The sequence below is a fragment of the Paenirhodobacter hankyongi genome (genome assembly GCF_003664585.1).
GTDB lineage: Bacteria > Pseudomonadota > Alphaproteobacteria > Rhodobacterales > Rhodobacteraceae > Rhodobacter > Rhodobacter hankyongi.
Genome location: NZ_RCHI01000009.1, coordinates 36,384 through 54,822 on the forward strand (window position 1 = coordinate 36,384; position 18,439 = coordinate 54,822).

Here is an 18,439-nt window from a genome sequence, read left to right on the forward strand (position 1 = left end):
GGCGCAGCGAGGTGAGTGGCCCCGCCCCTCAGACCCATTTCGCCAGCGGCGGCAGGCTCATCAGCACCGCGTCTGCATTGTGCCCGGTCTCGAGCCCGAACTTGGTGCCGCGGTCGTAGACGAGGTTGTATTCGGCATAAAGCCCGCGGTGGATCAGCTGCGCGTCACGGTCGGCCTCGGAGGCGGGAGTGCCGAGGCGGCGCTCGGTCACCGGCAGGAAGGCAGGCAGGAAGGCCGCCCCCACGTCCCGGGTGAAGGCGAAATCCGCGTCCCAGTCGCCGCTGTTCAGATCGTCATAGAAGATGCCGCCGACGCCGCGCGCGCGGTGCCGGTGCGGGATGAAGAAATACTCATCCGCCCAGGCCTTGAAGCGCGGGTAATAGGCCGGGTCATGCGCATCGCAGGCGGCCTGCAGCGCGGCATGGAAATGCGCCGTGTCCTCGGCATATTCGATGCAGGGGTTCAGGTCGGCGCCGCCGCCGAACCACCAGGCGCCGGGCGTCCAGAACATCCGGGTGTTCATGTGCACGGCCGGCGTGTGCGGGTTGCGCATGTGGGCGACAAGCGAGATCCCCGAGGCCCAGAACCGCGGGTCGGCCTCCATCCCCGGCACGCCGCGCGCCGCCATCGCCTTTTGCGCCCGCGGCGCGAGCCGGCCCCAGACCGTCGAGATATTGACGCCGACCTTCTCGAAGACGCGCCCGCCGCGCATCACCGACATCTTGCCGCCGCCCTGATCCTCGCCATCGGCGCCGGTGCGGGGGGTGGGCGTGACCTCGAAACGGCCCGCGGGCAGGTCGCCCGCCCCCTCGACCCCGTCCTCGAGCGCCTCGAAGGCCGCGACGATGCGGTCGCGCAGGGTCGAGAACCAGGCACTGGCGGCGGCCTTGCGGGGCTCGAATGTGTCGGTCATGGCGATCTCCCTTTTTGCGCCGTCCTAGCAGGCAAGGCGCGAGGGGGGAATTGCGTTTTCCGCCCGACCGGAGAAGAATGCGGCATCAGCCGGAGACCCGCCATGCGCAAGACCGCCGCCCTTCTCGTCCTGCTCGTCCTTGCCGCCTGCGGCACGCCGCAGGAGCAGTGCATCAACCGCGCCACGCGCGAGACCCGCACCCTGCAGTCGCTGCTGGCCGAGACCGAGGGCAACCTCGCCCGCGGCTATGCCTGGGAAGAATACGAGGTGCCGACGACGCGGTGGGAGGTGTGCGGCTATGACACCTACACCAAGCCGAACGGCCAGGTGATCCAGAAGCCGCGGATGTGTCTCGAGGATGACACGATCACCCGCCGCCGGCAGGTGGTGATCGACCCGTTCACGGAAACCCGCAAGCGCGACAACCTGCGCGCCAAGATCCGCGCCCTTGCACCGCAGATGAATGCCGAGATCGCGGCCTGCCGGGCCGCCTATCCGGAAGAGCCGAAGTAAACGCGCCGGGGCGTGTCGATCAGTAGACCGGCACGCGCACCGTGTCGGCGATGCCGCGGCCGCCGTCGACGGTGACGATCTGGCCGGTGACGAAGCCCGCCCCCGACGAGGCAAGGTATTGCACCGTCTCGGCAAGCTCGGTCGGCGGCGCGATGCGGCCAAGCGGCGTGCCCGCGGTGATCGCCTCGCGCCAGTCGGCATTCTCGCGCAGCGCCGCGTGCAGCGAGGCGCTCATCATCGAGGCGAAGGCGACGCCGTTCACCCGGATCCGGTGCGGCGCGAGCGCAAGCGCAAGCCCGCGCGTCGCCTGATCCTGCGCCGCGCAGGCGATGGAATAGGCCAGAAGCTCGGGCTGGGTGCGCTGTGCGGCAAGGGTCGAGACGTTGACGATGCAGCCGACCTCGCCGGTCCGGCGCCCGTCCTTCTCGGCCAGCGCGATCATCCGCTTCGCCGTCAGCTGCGACAGCCGCAGCCCGGCCTTCATGTTGTGCCGCAGCATCGATTCCAGCACATCGGCATCGGGTTCGAGCGGATCGCAGGGGGTGAAGCTGCGCGCGGCGTTGACCAGGATGTCGATGCGATCGAAGGCGTCGATGGTGGCCGACAGCAGGTTGGCGATGGTCAGCTTCTCGCACAGATCGCCCGAGAAGACGCGCGCCGGGCCCTCGGCCTTGGCGCTTTCGCCGAACTCGGCCATCAGCTTCGCCTCGTCGATGTCGGCGCACATCACCTGCGCGCCGCGGTCCAGGAAGTGACGCGCGATGGCAAGGCCGATGCCGTTGGCGGCGCCGGTGATGATCGCGGTCTTTCCGGTGATGGCCAGAGACATGGAGGCTCCCTTCGGAGTGGTTTCCGCCCCTGTTAGCGCATTTCAGCGCCGGGGGCGAGAGACACGGCGACGCTGTGACGCGACGGCGGGGGCAGGACGGGCGGCGCCCTGCACGATCGGCCGCTCGGCACGGATCAGGCGGAAGGCGCCGTCCGGGCCGCCGGGCGGCACGATCTCGGTCACCTCGTGGAAGCCGGCACGCAGCGCCTCTTCATAAGGCAGGTGGCGGTTCGCCACCATCCACAGCGTGCCCGACAGCGACAGCATCGAGGCGGCGGCACGGATGAAGGCCTGCCCAAGCGCCGGGTCGGCGGCGCGCGTGCTGTGGAAGGGCGGGTTCATCACCGCCGCGGTATAGCGCGCCTCGGGCTTGAAGACGGTGGCGTCCGCCCAGACGAAATGCGCCCGCGGATCGGGGATGTTGAGCCGCGCGCAGTCAAGTGCGGCATGTTCCGCCTCGATCAGATCGAGGCTCTCGACGCCCTTGCGCGCCAGAACCTGCGCCGCAAGCCAACCCCAGCCGGCACCGATATCGGCCATGCGGGCGGGCAGCGTGTCGGGCAGCGCCGCGGCAAGAAGCGCCGAGCCGCGGTCGATGCCATCGGCCGAGAACACGCCGGGCTGGGTGACGAAGCCCGGCGCCACCTCGCTGCGGTGCCCCTTCCAGTCGTCAAGCGCGCCATGCGCGGCCTCGAGCCGGAAGATCTTGCCATGCGCCTTGGCGATCGGCTCGCCCACCGGCAGCCGCGCGCGCAGATCGCGCAGCATGGAATCGATGCCGTCGGTCTTCAGCCCGTCGACCCAGATCGGCCCGCCCGGCACCACCACCTCGCAGGCGAGCGCGAGGATCGCCCGCGCCTCGGCCTTGGCGCGCGGCAGGAACACCACCGCGGCGGCATAGGGCCCTTCGGGGGCGGGATCAGCCGCGATGCCGCGGGCGCGCAGCGCCTCCCAGTCGGGGCGGAAGCCCTGCACGGCATGCAGCCGCTCGCTGGGCAGATCGCTAAGATCGGTGGCGGCGGTCGGGCGGAACAGCGCGATGCGCCCCGCGGCGGGCAGGGCATCGGGTGCGTCAAGCGCAAGGGAGAGGCGGGGGTGGCTCATGGCTGGCAGAGGCGCGCGCGCCTCACTCCTTTTCCATCGTGCATTGCAGCGGGTGCTGATGGCGGCGGGCGAAATCCATCACCTGCGCGACCTTGGTCTCGGCCACCTCGAAGCTGAACACGCCGACCACGGCGAGCCCCTTCTTGTGCACGGTCAGCATGATCTCGAAAGCTTGCGCGTGGCTCAGGCCGAAGAAGCGTTCGAGGATATGGACGACGAACTCCATCGGGGTGTAATCGTCGTTCAGGAGCAGCACCTTGTACATCGGCGGGCGCTGCGTCTTGGGTTTCGTCTTGAGGGCAACGCCGGCCTCGCCTTCGGCATCGTCCTTGCGGTCGGCCATCATCTCAAGCGGGTGGAACATTGCGCCTCGGTCTTCGGGAATCGCTCACGGTATCGGGGGAATATAGGCAGATCATGGCACAAGGAAAGACTTTGCGGGCGAGGAATCTGCCCGCCGCGGGTCGCTCGGCGCGGAGGATCGGATGAAACTGACGACGATCGGCTTCGACGCCGATGACACGCTGTGGCACAACGAGCGCTTCTTCCGCCTGACCCAGGCCCGTTTCACCGAGCTTCTGGCCGATCACGCCGACAGCGCCCGTCTGGGCGAGCGGCTGCTCGCGGCCGAGCGGCGCAACGTCGGGATCTATGGCTTCGGGGTGAAGGGCTTCACCCTCTCGATGATCGAGACCGCGGTCGAGGTCAGCGGCGGCGCGGTGCCGGGCGCGGTGATCGCCGAGATCCTGGCCGCCGGGCGCGAGATGCTCGCCCATCCGATCGAGCTTTTGCCCGAGGCGCGCGCGGCGGTCGAGGCGCTCGCCGGCCGCTATCGCCTCGTCCTCGTGACCAAGGGCGACCTGATCGACCAGGAGCGGAAACTAGCCCAGTCGGGGCTGGGCGATCTGTTCGACGCGGTCGAGATCGTGTCGGACAAGCGCAAGGCCACCTATACCGAGGTCTTCGCCCGCCACGGCACCGGGGCGGGGGCGGCGATGATGATCGGCAACTCGTTGAAATCCGACGTTCTTCCGATGATCGAGGCCGGCGGCTGGGGGGTGCATGTGCCGCATGAGATGACCTGGGCGCTCGAGGAGGCCGAGGCGCCGCATGGACACCCGCGCTTTGCCGCCCTGCCCTCGCTGTCGGGGCTGCACGAACTGCTCGAGCGGATCGGGTGAGCGCCCGGAAAATGCCCGTCAACGCCTTGAATTTGTGCGGTTTCACGGCTGCGACACCATGCCGCCGGGGCGTTGCCGCCGCCGCCCTCACCACCCCTCGCCGCCGCGCCGGGCGGATCCACGAGATCTGGGGGCACTGCCTGAGTGTCGTAGCGAAAGCGCTTGAAAATAGGCGGTTTTCAGGGGGGAAAAGCCGTGTTAGGCTGGCCTTCAAAGCTCCGGCAAACAACGGGGCACGAGGCAGCACAAGGACAGAAACCGTGACCACGCTCGCGCGATGGGTCCGTTACGGGCTATTTGCACTCTCCCTGATCTTCCTGCCGCTGGCTGCGCTGGCTGCGCCCTTTGCCGCGATGGTGATGGACGCACGAACCGGCGAGGTGCTCTATTCCCAGAACGCCGATACCCGGTTGCACCCTGCCTCGCTGACCAAGATGATGACGCTGTACCTGACCTTCGACGCGATCGAGCGCGGCCAGGTCAGCCTCGATTCCGTGGTCACCGTCACCGCCCATGCGGCAAGCCAGCCGCCCTCGCGGCTTGGCCTGCGGCCCGGGCAGAAGATCCAGCTGCGCTATCTGATCCGCGCCGCGGCGGTGAAATCGGCAAACGATGCGGCGGCGGCGATCGGCGATTACCTCGGCGGCGACGAGGCGGGCTTTGCCAGCAAGATGAACCGGATGGCCAAGGCGCTTGGCATGAAGAACACCACCTTCAGGAATGCCAACGGCCTGACCCGCGAAGGCCACATGTCGACCGCGCGTGACATGACGCTTCTCGGGCGCCACCTGATCTACGACTTCCCGCAGTATTACAACCTGTTCTCGCGCCGCACCGCGGATGCCGGCATCGCCAAGGTGTCGAGCACGAACCGCCGCTTCCTCGATGCCTATGACGGCGCCGACGGGATCAAGACCGGCTACACCGTGCCCGCGGGCTTCAACCTCGTCGCCTCGGCACAGCGCGGCAACAAGCGCATCATCGCCACCGTCTTCGGCGGCACCTCGACCGCGCAGCGCAATGCCAAGGTGGCCGAGCTGCTCGACCTCGGCTTCTCGCGCGCGCCGGGCAGCACCACCGTCGACAAGCCGACGCCGCCCGCGCTGATGGCGGACGCGACCGGCGTCGCGGGTCCCGAGGTCAGTGGCGCCGAAGATGACGCGGACGAGGGCGATGCCCCGGTCGCCGCGGCGAAAACGCTCCGCCTTGCCGGCGCGCCCCCGGCAAGCCCGCGCCCGAAGGCGCGCCCGGGAACGGCCACGGATGACGCCGGGGCGATCGCCATGGCGGCCGTCAGCGCGGCGGCGCCCGCGGCCCCCGCCGCAGCCCCCGTCGCCGCCGTGGCCGAGGTCACCGATGTCGTCGCCCAGGCGGCAGCCCCCGCCGCCCCGGCCCGCACCACTGCTCCGGTCGCCGCGGCGGGCTTCGTGCAGGCCGCTGCGCCGCAGCCCGAGACGCTGGCGATGAACGACTTTTCCGAGGACACGCCGGCCGAGGGCGACGCCCCCGATCCGCGCGAGCCGATGTTCGTGCAGACCTCGACGCCGCAGCCCGAGACGCTGGAGATGGCCGGCCACAAGAACCCGACCGACAACACGGTGATCCTGGCCGCCCTGACGCCCCCCGCCCCTGCCCCGCAGCAGGAGCGCGAGGTGGTCGCCCGCGCCTCGAGCTCGGGCGGGCGCAACTGGGGCGTCAACGTCGGCAAGTTCCCCTCGCAATACGCCGCCGAACGCTCGCTGCTGAAGACGGCGCTGATGGAAAGCGACACGCTCGGCGATGCGCTGCGCAAGGTCGCCCGCGGCAAGACCGGCTTCGAGGCGAATTTCGTCGGCATGACCAAGGCCGGCGCCGAACTTGCCTGCGCGCGGCTGATCGCCCGCGCCTCGGACTGCACGGTGATCGGGCCCTGAGCCCCCTGCCCCGCCGCCAGACAGACAAAAGCCGGCCCAAGGGCCGGCTTTTGCAGTTCTGAGGCGCCCGGATCAGCCTTTCGGGTGATCGTCGTATTGATCCGACAGGATGCGCTCGCTGTCGCCCTTCGGGTCTTCATACTGGCGCGTGCGCAGCGTCCAGAAGAACGCCACGAGGCCAAAGCCGCCCAGGAACAGCGAGATCGGGATCAGATAGGTCAGGACGGACATCGGCGCCTCCGCTCACTTCAGCCGCAGGGAGTTCAGCGACACCGTAATCGAGGACAGCGACATCGCCAAGGCCGCAGCAAGGGGGGTCGCCAGACCGACGAGCGCGATCGGCACCGCGACAACGTTGTAAAGCGCGGAAAGCGCGAAGTTCTGCTTGATCCGCCGCCGCGCCTGCACCGAGATCCGCACGGCATCGGCCACCGGCGCCAGATCCTGGCCGAGCAGCACGATATCCGAGGCGGTGCGCGCCGCATCGAGCGCCGAGGCGGGCGAGATCGAGACATGCGCCGAAGCAAGCGCCGCGGTGTCGTTCAGCCCGTCGCCCACCATCAGCACCCGCGCGCCCTGGCCGGTCATCTCGGCGACGAGCGCCGCCTTTTCCTCGGGCCGGGCCCCCGAGCGCCATTCGGCAATGCCAAGCCGGCGGGCCAGCGCGGCGACCGCGCCCTCGACATCGCCCGAAACCAGCAGCACGCGTTTCTTCTGCGCCAGAAGCGCCGACACCGCCGCCTCGGCGCCCGGGCGCAGGCTGTCGGCAAAGCGCAGCGTGACGGGCGCCTCGGTGCCGATGCGCAGATGGGTCGCGGTCACGCTGCCCGCCTCGGCCCCGACCCAGTCGGCCCGGCCAAGGCGCAGGATCGCACCGTCAAGCCGCCCCTCGACGCCATAGCCCGGCACCTCGCGCAGATCGTCGAGCACGGCGGGCACGATGCCGCGCGCCTGCGCGGCCGCGGCCAGCGCCGTCGCCAGCGGATGCGACGAGGCCCCGCCAAGCGCCGCGGCAATGGCGAATTGCGCGGGCGTCAGGTCGAAGAGGTTCTCGGGCGCCGGCGCGCCCATGGTCAGCGTGCCGGTCTTGTCGAAGACGACGGTGTCGACCTCGGCCAGCCGCTCGAGCGCGGTGCCATCCTTGATCAGCAGCCCCTTGCGGAAGAGCTTGCCCGAGGCCGTGGTGACCACCGCCGGCACCGCAAGGCCAAGCGCGCAGGGGCAGGTGATGATGAGCACCGCCGCGGCGATGTTGATCGCGTGGCGCACGTCGCCACCGGTGATCCACAGCCAGGTCAGGAAGGACGAGAAGGCGAGCGTGTGCACCAGCGGCGAATAGGCGCGCGCGGCACGCTCGGCCAGCGAGGTGTATTTCGTCTTCGCCGATTCCGCCGTGGCGACCAGATCGGCCATACGGTGCAGCGAGCTGTCCTTGCCCGCCGCGGTGACGCGCAGGGTGAGCGGGCCGGTCAGGTTCACCTCGCCCGCCGAGAGCGTCACGCCGGGCCCGGCATAGACCGGCAACGACTCGCCGGTCAGAAGCGAGCGGTCGGTCTCGGACGTGCCCTCGGTCACCGTGCCATCGGCCGGGATCCGGCCGCCCGGCCGCACCCGGATGATGTCGCCCGGCACAAGCTCGCCCACCGGCACCACGACCTCGGCGCCCTCGCGCAGCACCGTCGCGCGCGGCACCTCGAGCGCGGCAAGCTCCTCGGCCGCGGAGCGCGCCACGGCGCGGGTGCGGTAATCGAGATAGCGCCCGACGAGCAGGAAGAAGGACAGCATCACCGCCGCATCGAAATAGGCCTGATGGCCGTGATGCGCGGTTTCGTAAAGTGAGATCGACGAGGCCAGGATCAGCGCCAGCGAGATCGGCACGTCCATGTTGACGCGCCCGCGCCGCAGCCCGGCCCAGGCCGAGGCGAAGAAGGGCTGCCCGGCGAAGACCACCGTCGGCAGCGCGATCGCCGCCGAGATCCAGTGGAACATGTCGCGCGTGGCGTCCTCGGCCCCCGACCAGACCGAGATCGAGAGCAGCATGATGTTCATCATCGCGAAGCCCGAGACGCCGATGCGCATCAGCAGGTCGCGGCCGCGCTTGTCGGTCTCGGTCGCCGACAGCAGGCCCGGGTCAAGCTCGTAGGCCTCATAGCCGATGCCGTCGAGCGCGGCGACGAGCGGGGCCGCCTCCACCCCGGGCTCGGCGTCGATCGAGACGCGCTTCAGCGTCAGGTTCACCCGCGCCGAGCGCACGCCGGGCTGGCGCGACAGTTCGCGTTCGACATCGGTGATGCAGACCGCGCAATGCGCCGTCGGCAGGGACAGCATGATCCGCGCGCCGCGGATGTCACCCGACCTTGCCAGCGCCTCGGCCGAGGGGGCCGCAAGGCAGGCCGGGCAGGCCGAGGCGGAAACGTGCTCCGCCTCCCCCGCCGGCAGGGCGGAAGAGGCGGCGGGGGTCAGACCGTTCGCGGCAGGGGCTACCGTCATCGGCTTACTTGTCCACGAACAGGTCGATGCGCTGACGGAACTTGGTGCCGTCGTGGGCGACCGCGTCGAGGTGGATCAGCCAGGCGCCCGGCGCGAGCTGCACCGGCGCCGAGAAGATCCCGCCCGAGAACGAGAACTCGGGCTCGACGTCTTCGCTGGCCATGGTGGTGCGGCCGACGAGCGCGTGCAGGGTGGCCACCCGCGCGGGCAGCCCCCCCTTGTCGCGGATCACCAGCGAGAGGACGCCGCGGTCATAGGTCGGCTCGACCACCCAGCCGAGCTTTTCCTGCGCGGCACGGTCGGCGTCGAAGGTCTGCGACGCGACATAGGAGTTCGACACCTCGAGGCCGGGGAAGGTCTTCACCGCCTTCACCGCCATGGTGACGTTGACGGCGATGACGATGCCGAAGAAGGCGAGCGCGATCAGCAGGACCTTCCGGCCGGTCAGGGGTTTTCCCATTCTGTGCTCCTCAGTGGTGCTGTTCACGGCCGTTGAACACCGCTTCGGCCGCGGCGCGGTCGGTGCCCTTCACGTCTTCGACCCAGATCCTGATCTCGGACCGGTCCTCGCGCGCCATCTTCGACCCGGCCGGCGCTTCGATGTAGAGCCGCTGGGTATAAAGCTGGTCGGCGGGTGCGGTGACGGTATCACCCGGCTGCCCCTCGAGCGAGAGCTTCAGCGGCGCGTGGTCTTCACGATCCTCTGAAGTGACGAAGATCCGGTAGGTCGTGTCTTCGCCATGCTTGTTGCGCAGACGCAGCGTGTAGATGTTGCGGATCGAGCCGTCGCCCTGCACGACGTAGAGCGGGTCGCGGTTCGGGGTAACGTTGAAGTCGATCGGCGAGCGCATGAAGAGCGCGACGATCAGCCCGATGCCGATGCCGGCCCAGAGGGTGAAATAGAGGATCGTGCGCGGCCGGAAGATGTGCTTCCAGACATTCGTCGGATGCTCGCCGGCGCGTTCCTTCGCCTCGTCCTTCAGCGCGATGTAGCCGATCAGCCCGTGCGGCTTGCCGACCTTGTCCATCATCTCGTTGCAGGCGTCGATGCACAGCCCGCAGGTGATGCACTCGAGCTGCTGGCCGTTGCGGATGTCGATGCCCATCGGACAGACGTTGAAACAGGCCTGACAGTCGATGCAGTCGCCGTTGCCGGCAACGCCCGGCTTGCCGCGCGGCTCGCCGCGCCATTCGCGATAGGCGATGGTGATCGTGTCCTCGTCCATCATCGCGGCCTGGATGCGCGGCCAGGGGCAGGCATAGATGCAGATCTGCTCGCGCGCGAAGCCGCCGAAGGCGAAGGTGGTCGCGGTGGCGACGGCGATCGTGGTGTAGGCCACGGCCGAGGCCGAGCCGTGCAGCAGGTCATGCAGCAGCGTCGGCGCGTCGGTGAAGTAGAAGACCCAGGCGCCGCCGGTGGCAACGCCGATCAGGAGCCACAGCGTCCATTTCGTCATCCGCTTGCGGATCTTTTCGAAGTTCCACTTCTGCCGCAGCAGGCGGATGCGGGCGTTGCGGTCGCCCTCGACGATGCGCTCGACGAGGATGAAGAGGTCGGTCCAGACCGTCTGCGGGCAGGCATAGCCGCACCACACGCGCCCCATCGCCGAGGTGAAGAGGAAGAGCCCGAGCCCCGCCATGATGAGAAGACCCGCGACGAAATAGAACTCGTGCGGCCAGATCTCGATCATGAAGAAGAAGAAGCGCCGGTTCGCCAGGTCGACGAGCACCGCCTGGTCGGGCAGCGCCGGACCGCGATCCCAGCGGATCCACGGGGTGATGTAGTAGATGCCCAGCATCAGGGTCATCAGCACCCATTTCAGGGTGCGGAAATGACCCTTCACACGGCGCGGGAAGACGGGTTCGCGCGCGGCGTAAAGCGGGCCGGATTCACTCGGTTCGGTGGAGCTCACAGGTCTCTCTCCGTTGTCTGATCTCTCAATTCCGGTCCCTTCTGCTATGGCAGGACCGGAAAGGCTTTGACATGCGTCAAAATTGCAGATTTCTGATACAGGATAAGCCGGCCCGGGAAAAGGAAACCCCGCACGCGCAGGCGGCGGGGCGATTGCATCGTCCGGCAGGAAAGAACACCGGCGCCCCCAGGAAACGCGCGAACAGGACGGGGCGCCGGTGCCACCCGGGGGGCTTCGGATCGCTCCGCAGTCCCCCGAATTTCTTGTGTTACTGACCGCCGCCCAGCGAGTGGACGTAGGCCGCGACCGAACGGATCTGCGCTTCGCTCAGACGCGCGGTGCCGCCTTCGGGGGCATAGCTCCACGAGGGCATGACGCCCGCGCGGCCGAATTCGACGGTCTTCGTGATGGTGGCCTGATCGCCGCCATAGAGCCAGATCGCGTCGGTCAGGTTCGGAGCGCCCATTTCCTGCATGCCCTTGGCGTCTTCGCCGTGGCAGGCGGTGCAGTTGTTGGCGAAGACCTCCGCGCCGGCCGTGGCCTTGGCGGCATCGGCCTGCTGGCCCGAGATCTGCAGCACGTATTGCACGACGTCGTCGATCTGGGTCTGGTCGAGCAGACCGTCGGTCAGGTGCGCCGGCATCGCCGCGGCCGGGTTGGTGTCCGGATCCAGCGGGTCACGGATGCCATGCTGCACGTCGGTGTAGATCTGTTCGATCGTGCCGCCATGCAGCCAGTCGCTGTCGAGCAGGTTCGGGAAGCCCGGGTTGCCGCCCGCGCCCGCGCCGTGGCACTGCGCACACCAGGTGCGGAACACCGCGCCGCCGGCGTTGCGGGTGAAGTCGACCAGTTCCGGATCGTTGGCGATCTGGTTCAGGTCGGTCGCCACCAGCTTTTCCTCGATCGGCTTGTTGGCGTCGGCATACTTCTGGATGTCGGCCGCGACATCGGCGCGGGTCGAGCTGTGCAGAAGGCCCGGCGTCGCCCCCGAGGCGAAGATCGGCCAGGCCGGCATCGCGATCGAGTAGGCCACGCCCCAGACGATGCAGGCGTAGAAGGTCCACAGCCACCAGCGCGGCAGCGGGTTGTTATATTCGGAAATGCCGTCCCACGAATGGCCCGTGGTCTCGACTTGCTTCTTGGTGGTCGGTTTTTTGCTCATGTCCACGCCTCCTTACAACGTGGCGCCGTCGTCCTTGCAGCAGCCGTCCTTGCAGCCGCCGCCAGAACAGGCGGGTTTGTCATCATGCCGGAAGGGGATGCTTGCCGTATCGTCATGGACCCGGCGCGAGCCAGGGCGCAGCGCGAAGACGACGGCTCCCACGAAGACAAGGAGCATCGCCAGCGCAGCCCAGCTGTCGGCGAATTCACGGAAGATATGGTAGTCCATCCCCTGCCCCCTCAGCGACTTGCCACGGGTTCGAAGGTCGAGAAGTCGACCATCGTGCCGAGAACCTGCAGATAGGCGATCAGCGCATCCATCTCCGAAATGCCGGGCTGGCCATCGAAGTTGCGGATGTTGACCTTTGCGCCGTACCGCGCGGTCAGGCCGTCGGTCTCGCCGTCAGGATTGACCTGCGCGGCGAAGTCGGCCTTCGCGTTGGCGATCATCTCGGAGGTGTAGGGCACGCCCACGAGCTGATCGGTCTTGAGACGGTCCTCGATATAGGTGGGTTCGATCATGCGGTGCTTGAGGAACCCGTATTTCGGCATCACCGATTCCGGCACGACCGATTGCGGGTTCGTCAGGTGGTCCACATGCCACGCATCCGAGTAGCGGTTGCCGACGCGGGCGAGGTCGGGCCCCGTCCGCTTCGAGCCCCACTGGAACGGGTGGTCATACATCGACTCGGCGGCGAGCGAGTAGTGACCGTAACGTTCCACCTCGTCGCGCATCGGACGGATCATCTGCGAGTGGCAGACATAGCAGCCCTCCCGCACGTAGATGTCGCGGCCCGTCAGCTCGAGCGGGGTGTAGGGACGCACGCCTTCCACCTTCTCGATGGTGTTCTCGAGATAGAACAGGGGCGCGATCTCCACGATGCCGCCGATGGTGACAACGAGGAAGGAGAAGATCAGCAGCAGCGTGGCGTTCTTTTCGATGACGCCATGTTTGTCCAGAAGTGCCATCTGCGGATCTCCTTATTCGGCCGGAACTGCGGCAACCGAGGCGGCGGCAGCGCGCGGCTGCTTGGCGACGGTGGCCCACAGGTTGTAGGCCATGATGCAGGCGCCGGTGAGATACATCACACCACCCAGACCACGCACCACATACATCGGATGCTTCGCGGCGACGGTGTCGGCGAAGGCGTTCACGAGGAAGCCCTGGCTGTCGACTTCACGCCACATCAGCCCTTCCATGATCCCGGTCACCCACATCGACGCGGCGTAGAGCACGATGCCGATGGTGGCGAGCCAGAAGTGCCAGCTCACGAGCTTGGCCGAGTAGAGCCGTTCACGCGACCACAGTTTCGGCACCAGGAAGTAGAGCGCGCCGAAGGTGATCATGCCGTTCCAGCCGAGCGCGCCCGAGTGCACGTGACCGATCGTCCAGTCGGTGTAGTGCGACAGCGAGTTCACCGCCTTGATCGACATCATCGGGCCTTCGAAGGTCGACATGCCGTAGAAGCCGACCGAGACCACCATCATCCGGATGACCGGGTCCGTGCGCAGCTTGTCCCAAGCGCCCGAGAGCGTCATCAGGCCGTTGATCATGCCACCCCACGAGGGCATCCACAGGATCACCGACATCACCATGCCGAGGGTCGAGGCCCAGTCCGGCAGAGCGGTGTAGTGCAGGTGGTGCGGACCGGCCCAGATGTAGAGGAAGATCAGCGCCCAGAAGTGCACGATCGACAGCTTGTAGGAGTAGACCGGACGTTCGGCCTGCTTCGGCACGAAGTAGTACATCATGCCCAGGAAGCCCGCGGTCAGGAAGAAGCCCACCGCGTTGTGGCCGTACCACCACTGCGTCATCGCGTTCTGCACGCCCGAGAACACCTGCACCGACTTCGAACCGAAGATCGACACCGGGATCGCGAGGTTGTTCACCACGTGCAGCATCGCGATGGTCACGATGAAGGACAGGTAGAACCAGTTCGCCACGTAGATGTGGGGTTCCTTGCGCTTGAAGATGGTGCCGAGGAAGGTGAGCAGATAGGCGACCCAGACGATCGTGATCAGCCAGTCGATGTGCCATTCCATCTCGGCGTATTCCTGCGACTGGGTCGCGCCGAGGATGTAGCCCGAGGCTGCGGTCACGATGATCAGCTGCCAGCCCCAGAACACGAACCAGCCAAGGCCGGTGCCGCCGAAGAGACGCGCCGCCGAGGTGCGCTGCACCACGTAGAACGACGTGGCGATCAGCGCGTTGCCACCGAAGGCGAAGATCACCGCCGAGGTGTGCAGCGGCCGCAGCTTGCCGAAGTTCAGATAGCCCTGGGCCCACTCGAAGTTGAGCGCCGGGAAGGCGAGCTGGAAGGCGATGATGACGGCGACGAGGAAGCCCACGATTCCCCAGAACACCGTCGCGATCACGCCTGCGCGGATAACGCCGTCAAAATATTCGCTTTCGGAGGGTTTCGGCCCTCCCATGGTGCGCAGCACCCAGATGAACGCGATCGCTGCTGCCAGCATGATCTCGATCGCGTTCACCATGTACGGAAGATCGCGCGCGTAGTTGGCCGCGATGGCGGCAAGTACCGCCACCAGACCAAGCGCGATCAGCTTGATGTAATCCCACATGTTGTGCGTCCCTTCGTCTTGTCTTCCCCCCGTTCCCAGAATCGGTCGTTCCGGGGCGGGGAGTTTCGACTATCGCTCTTGTGGTCTCAGGGTATGCCTGACGCATTGATCTGTATCAAATCAATCACGAGGGGGTGAGCTCATTCGCCGCAGGATCGTCCCCGCAGGGCCACACCACTTGATCGGGATCAAGGTTTTGCCAACTTCCGCAGGCTAGGGTGCCGGCAGGAAACAGACGCGGAGGACAAAAACAATGGCCTACAAGACCTTGTTGACGATCGTGACGGATGTCGCGGCCGCCAAGGCACAGCTGGACACGGCGGTTGCCGTCGCTCGGCAGCAGGATGCGCATCTCGATGTCCTGTGCATGGGCGTCGACCGCACGCAGACGGGCTATTACTACGCAGGCGCCACCGCCTTCGTGCAGCAGGAGACCCTCGACCGGGCGCAGGAGGATGCGCGCGAGATCGAGGCCGCGGTGAAGACCCGTCTCGGCGCCGAGGACATCCGCTGGAGCGCGGAGGCCGTCGTCGTGCAGATCGGCGCCATCGCCACCGTGGCCGGGCTGCGCGCCCGCTTCGCCGATCTGGTGATCATGGGCCGCCCCTATGGCAAGGGCCGCGGTCAGGAGATCGAGGCGGCGGTCGAGGCGGCGCTCTTCGAGGGCCAGGTGCCGGTGATGATCGTTCCCGACGGCTATTCCGGCGCGGTCGGGGCGCGGCGCGTGGTCGTCGCCTGGAACCAGTCGAACGAGGCGATGAGCGCGATCCGCAAGGCCCTGCCCTTCCTGAAGGCGGCCGAGCTGGTCGACATCACCGTCATCGACCCGCCGCCGCATGGCCCGGAACGCTCGGACCCCGGTGGCCAGCTGAGCCAGATGCTCGCCCGCCACGGCGTCCACGCCGAGGTGTCGGTGCTGGCCAAGACCATGCCGCGGGTGTCGGACGTGCTGATCCGCCACGTGCGCGAGTGCGAGGCCGACATGATCGTGATGGGCGCCTATGGCCACTCGCGCTTCCGCGAGGCGATCCTCGGCGGCGCCACCCGGCACATGCTGGAGCTGGCCGAAGTGCCGGTGCTGATGGCGCATTGACGAAATCCACTCCGCGAACGGAAACGGCGCCCCTCGGGGCGCCGTTTTCACCTTCCGGGTCAGGCAGAGCGGGGCGCCCACAGGATGATCGCCGCCCCCAGCAGGCAGAGCGCCGCACCGAACAGATCCCAGCCATCCGGCCGCTGCCCCTCGACAAGCCACAGCCAGCCGAGCGAGGCCGCGATATAGACCCCGCCATAGATCGCGAAGGCCCGCCCCGCCGCATCGGCCGGGCTGCGTGTCAGCAGATAGGCGAAGGCCGCCAGAGACAGCATCCCGGGCAACAACCACCAGATGCTGCGCTCCTGCCGCATCCAGATCCAGACGGCGAAACAGCCGAAGATCTCGCACAGCGCCGCCGCCAGATAGAGTGCGAAGGCCGCCATCCCCTGCCCTTCCGCGTTCCGCGCCGCGCGCTCAGACCAGGAACCCGCCGTCGCTGTCGTCGCCGGCCTCGATCAGCAGCCGGTCCATGTCCGGCACCGTGACGTGGCGCTTGCCCTCGAGCTCGATCACCCCGTCGCGCTTCAGCGCCGAGATCTGCCGGCTCACCGTCTCGAGCGTCAGGCCCAGGTAATCGGCCATCGCCTCGCGGGTCAGCGGCAGGTCGAAGGTCATTCGCCCGGTCGCCGTGCGCAGCTTGATCGAGGCATCGCGCCGCGCCACGATCGACAGGAGCGAGGCGATCTTCTCGCGCGCCGTCTTGCGCCCCAGCAGCAGCATCCATTCGCGCGCCGCATCAAGCTCGTCGAGGGTCATCTGCAACAGCCGCTGCGCGATGTGGGGCGTGCGCTCCATCATCTCCTCGAAGGGCTTGCGGCGGAAGCAGCACATCAGGATGTCGGTCGTCGCGGTGACGTTGTAGGCGGCGCTCTCGCGGCCCGGGCGGCCGACGAAGTCGGAGGGCAGCAACAGCCCCACCATCTGCGTGCGCCCATCCTCGAGCGTCTGCGTCAGCGTCGCGATGCCCGAGACCACCGAGGCCACGAAATCCATCTTGTCGCCCGACCAGATCACCGTCTGACCAGCCTCGAAGCTGCGGTAATACTTGATCGATTCGAGCTCGTCGAGCTCGTCCGTCTCGCAGCGGGCGCAGACGGCGCGGTGCCGAATCGGACAGTCCCCACAGGCGAGGGAGACCGGATGCACGTCATCGTGAGCCATCGTTGCCACTTGATTTGGGTCAATTCGCGTTTCGTTATCTCCCCCTAAAGATATGCGCATGGAACAGGAATCGCAACTCACCCGGCTCGGGCTCTTCGACGCACGGGTGCCCCGCTATACGAGCTACCCGACCGCGCCCCATTTCTCGACCGAAGTGGGGCCGTCGCTTTTCGCCCAGTGGATCGAGGCGATCCCCGCCGGGTCGCGGATCTCGCTCTACATGCACGTGCCCTTCTGCCGCCGGCTGTGCTGGTTCTGCGCCTGCCGCACCCAGGGCACGCAAAGCGACGAGCCGGTGCGCGCCTATGCCGAGACGCTGCTGAGCGAACTGAAGATGCTGAAGGAGCGGCTGGCGCCGGGCGTCACCCTGTCGCGGCTGCACTGGGGCGGCGGCACGCCGACGCTGATGCCCGCCGACATGATGCGCCGCATCGCCGCCGCGGTCTTCGACGCCGTGCCGATGGGCGAGGGCGCCGAGTTCTCGGTCGAGATCGACCCGAACGAGATCGACGCCGCGCGGATGGATGCGCTCGCGGAAAGCGGGCTCAACCGCGCCTCGATCGGGGTGCAGGATTTCGACCCGCAGATCCAGCAGGTGATCGGCCGCGAGCAGAGCTATGAGGTGACGAAGGCCGCCGTGGACATGATCCGCGACCGCGGCGTCGCCAGCCTGAACGCCGACATCCTCTACGGCCTGCCGCACCAGACGCCGACGAAGATCGCGGAATCGGTGCAGAAGCTGCTCTCGCTCGGCCCCGACCGGGTGGCGCTTTACGGCTATGCCCATGTGCCGTGGATGGCGCGGCGGCAGACGATGATCCCCTCGGACCACCTGCCGACGCCGCAGGAACGGCTGGAACTCTTCGAGGTCGCGCGCAAGCTCTTCGTCGCCGACGGCTATGACGAGATCGGCATCGACCATTTCGCCCTGCCGACCGACGGGCTGTCGGTCGCGCAGAAGGCGGGCAAGCTGCGGCGCAATTTCCAGGGCTATACCGATGACCTCGCCGAGGCGCTGGTGGGCATGGGCGCCTCCTCGATCTCGCGCTTCCCGCAGGGCTATGCGCAGAACGCCCCGGCCACCGGCGCCCATACCGGCGCGATCCGCGACGGGCATTTCTCCACCGCCCGCGGCCATGTCTTCACCGCCGAGGACAAGATGCGCGCGCGGCTGATCGAGGCGCTGATGTGCGACTTCCGCGTCTCGGCGGCCGAGCTGATCGCCGATTACGCCGCCGATCCGGCCGAGCTGGCCGCGATGTTCCGCCGCTGTGCCGCGAAGTTCGAGGACATGGTGAAAGTGACCGCCGCGGGGCTCGAGATCCCGGAAAAGGGCCGTCCCCTCACCCGGATGATCGCGCGCCACTTCGACGCCTATGACCTGTCGAAGGCGGGCCACAGCTCGGCGATCTGATCCACGGCCGAGGGGCGCGCCAGCGGGGCGCCCCTTTTCTGGTTTCACCCCTCCCCTGCCCCGGCCGCGGGTGCCTCCGGCGGGAGAATTTGGGCCAGGAAAAAGCCGATGCCCTTTTCCCTGGAGGAAATACTCCCGGGGGCGCGGCGGCAGGCAGCCCCCGCCGCG

19 protein-coding genes are annotated in these 18,439 nt (G+C 67.8%); 5 read left to right on the top strand and 14 right to left on the bottom strand.

The window, feature by feature from the left end:
* Positions 1-28 precede the first annotated feature (28 nt).
* Positions 29-913 carry an oxygen-dependent coproporphyrinogen oxidase gene (gene hemF, locus DYS74_RS11110; RefSeq protein ID WP_121533767.1) on the bottom strand — a complete coding sequence of 295 codons (885 nt, stop codon included), beginning with the start codon at positions 911-913 and terminating at the stop codon, positions 29-31.
* A gap of 102 nt (positions 914-1,015) precedes the next feature.
* On the opposite strand from hemF, the gene DYS74_RS11115 reads away from it, so the two are divergent.
* Entirely contained in the window at positions 1,016-1,426 is a 411-nt protein-coding gene (locus DYS74_RS11115) for a hypothetical protein (RefSeq protein WP_121533768.1), read from the top strand.
* Between the two features lie 19 nt (positions 1,427-1,445).
* Here the strand turns inward: DYS74_RS11115 and DYS74_RS11120 are convergent, their stop codons facing one another.
* The 3 genes from DYS74_RS11120 to clpS are packed head-to-tail and all read right to left on the bottom strand — an operon-like array spanning position 1,446 to position 3,723.
* Positions 1,446-2,255, bottom strand: coding sequence for an SDR family NAD(P)-dependent oxidoreductase (locus tag DYS74_RS11120; RefSeq protein ID WP_121533769.1), 810 nt, complete (start codon positions 2,253-2,255; stop codon positions 1,446-1,448).
* 42 nt (positions 2,256-2,297) lie between these two features.
* Complete coding sequence (locus DYS74_RS11125; protein ID WP_121533770.1) at positions 2,298-3,359, bottom strand: methyltransferase; 1,062 nt, start codon at positions 3,357-3,359, stop codon at positions 2,298-2,300.
* Between the two features lie 22 nt (positions 3,360-3,381).
* Positions 3,382-3,723, bottom strand: coding sequence for an ATP-dependent Clp protease adapter ClpS (gene clpS / locus DYS74_RS11130; protein WP_113899604.1), 342 nt, complete (start codon positions 3,721-3,723; stop codon positions 3,382-3,384).
* Between the two features lie 121 nt (positions 3,724-3,844).
* On the opposite strand from clpS, the gene DYS74_RS11135 reads away from it, so the two are divergent.
* The gene (locus tag DYS74_RS11135; protein WP_121533771.1) at positions 3,845-4,540 is read left to right on the top strand and encodes an HAD family hydrolase; all 696 of its coding nucleotides are present in this window, start codon (positions 3,845-3,847) and stop codon (positions 4,538-4,540) included.
* A 260-nt stretch (positions 4,541-4,800) separates the two neighbouring features.
* Complete coding sequence (locus DYS74_RS11140; RefSeq protein WP_245965268.1) at positions 4,801-6,453, top strand: D-alanyl-D-alanine carboxypeptidase family protein; 1,653 nt, start codon at positions 4,801-4,803, stop codon at positions 6,451-6,453.
* 72 nt (positions 6,454-6,525) lie between these two features.
* Here DYS74_RS11140 and ccoS read toward each other — a convergent pair whose 3' ends face one another.
* The 8 genes from ccoS to ccoN form a co-directional block, all read right to left on the bottom strand.
* Positions 6,526-6,684, bottom strand: a complete 159-nt coding sequence (gene ccoS, locus DYS74_RS11145) for a cbb3-type cytochrome oxidase assembly protein CcoS (protein ID WP_121533773.1) — start codon at positions 6,682-6,684, stop codon at positions 6,526-6,528.
* A gap of 12 nt (positions 6,685-6,696) precedes the next feature.
* A complete protein-coding gene (locus DYS74_RS11150; RefSeq protein ID WP_394342956.1) occupies positions 6,697-8,916 on the bottom strand; it encodes a heavy metal translocating P-type ATPase in 2,220 nt (739 codons plus the stop codon).
* Positions 8,917-8,947: 31 nt separating this feature from the next.
* A complete protein-coding gene (locus DYS74_RS11155; protein WP_121533775.1) occupies positions 8,948-9,403 on the bottom strand; it encodes a FixH family protein in 456 nt (151 codons plus the stop codon).
* A 10-nt stretch (positions 9,404-9,413) separates the two neighbouring features.
* Positions 9,414-10,856 (bottom strand): cytochrome c oxidase accessory protein CcoG, encoded by a 1,443-nt coding sequence (gene ccoG / locus DYS74_RS11160; protein WP_121533776.1) that lies wholly within the window; start codon positions 10,854-10,856, stop codon positions 9,414-9,416.
* Positions 10,857-11,124: 268 nt separating this feature from the next.
* Positions 11,125-12,018, bottom strand: coding sequence for a cytochrome-c oxidase, cbb3-type subunit III (ccoP, locus tag DYS74_RS11165; RefSeq protein ID WP_121533777.1), 894 nt, complete (start codon positions 12,016-12,018; stop codon positions 11,125-11,127).
* Positions 12,019-12,030: 12 nt separating this feature from the next.
* Positions 12,031-12,246 (bottom strand): cbb3-type cytochrome c oxidase subunit 3, encoded by a 216-nt coding sequence (locus DYS74_RS11170; RefSeq protein ID WP_121533778.1) that lies wholly within the window; start codon positions 12,244-12,246, stop codon positions 12,031-12,033.
* 11 nt (positions 12,247-12,257) lie between these two features.
* Positions 12,258-12,986 (bottom strand): cytochrome-c oxidase, cbb3-type subunit II, encoded by a 729-nt coding sequence (gene ccoO, locus DYS74_RS11175; protein WP_121533779.1) that lies wholly within the window; start codon positions 12,984-12,986, stop codon positions 12,258-12,260.
* 12 nt (positions 12,987-12,998) lie between these two features.
* Complete coding sequence (gene ccoN / locus DYS74_RS11180) at positions 12,999-14,600, bottom strand: cytochrome-c oxidase, cbb3-type subunit I (protein ID WP_121533780.1); 1,602 nt, start codon at positions 14,598-14,600, stop codon at positions 12,999-13,001.
* A gap of 253 nt (positions 14,601-14,853) precedes the next feature.
* On the opposite strand from ccoN, the gene DYS74_RS11185 reads away from it, so the two are divergent.
* A complete protein-coding gene (locus DYS74_RS11185) occupies positions 14,854-15,693 on the top strand; it encodes a universal stress protein (protein WP_121533781.1) in 840 nt (279 codons plus the stop codon).
* A 59-nt stretch (positions 15,694-15,752) separates the two neighbouring features.
* Here DYS74_RS11185 and DYS74_RS11190 read toward each other — a convergent pair whose 3' ends face one another.
* Together DYS74_RS11190 and fnrL are read right to left on the bottom strand one after the other, a co-directional pair.
* Positions 15,753-16,079, bottom strand: coding sequence for a YnfA family protein (locus tag DYS74_RS11190; RefSeq protein ID WP_121533782.1), 327 nt, complete (start codon positions 16,077-16,079; stop codon positions 15,753-15,755).
* Positions 16,080-16,110: 31 nt separating this feature from the next.
* Positions 16,111-16,857: a transcriptional regulator FnrL gene (gene fnrL, locus DYS74_RS11195; RefSeq protein ID WP_121533783.1), complete on the bottom strand. Its 747-nt coding sequence runs from the start codon at positions 16,855-16,857 to the stop codon at positions 16,111-16,113.
* A gap of 58 nt (positions 16,858-16,915) precedes the next feature.
* On the opposite strand from fnrL, the gene hemN reads away from it, so the two are divergent.
* Positions 16,916-18,271, top strand: coding sequence for an oxygen-independent coproporphyrinogen III oxidase (hemN, locus tag DYS74_RS11200; protein ID WP_121533784.1), 1,356 nt, complete (start codon positions 16,916-16,918; stop codon positions 18,269-18,271).
* Positions 18,272-18,439: the final 168 nt, after the last annotated feature.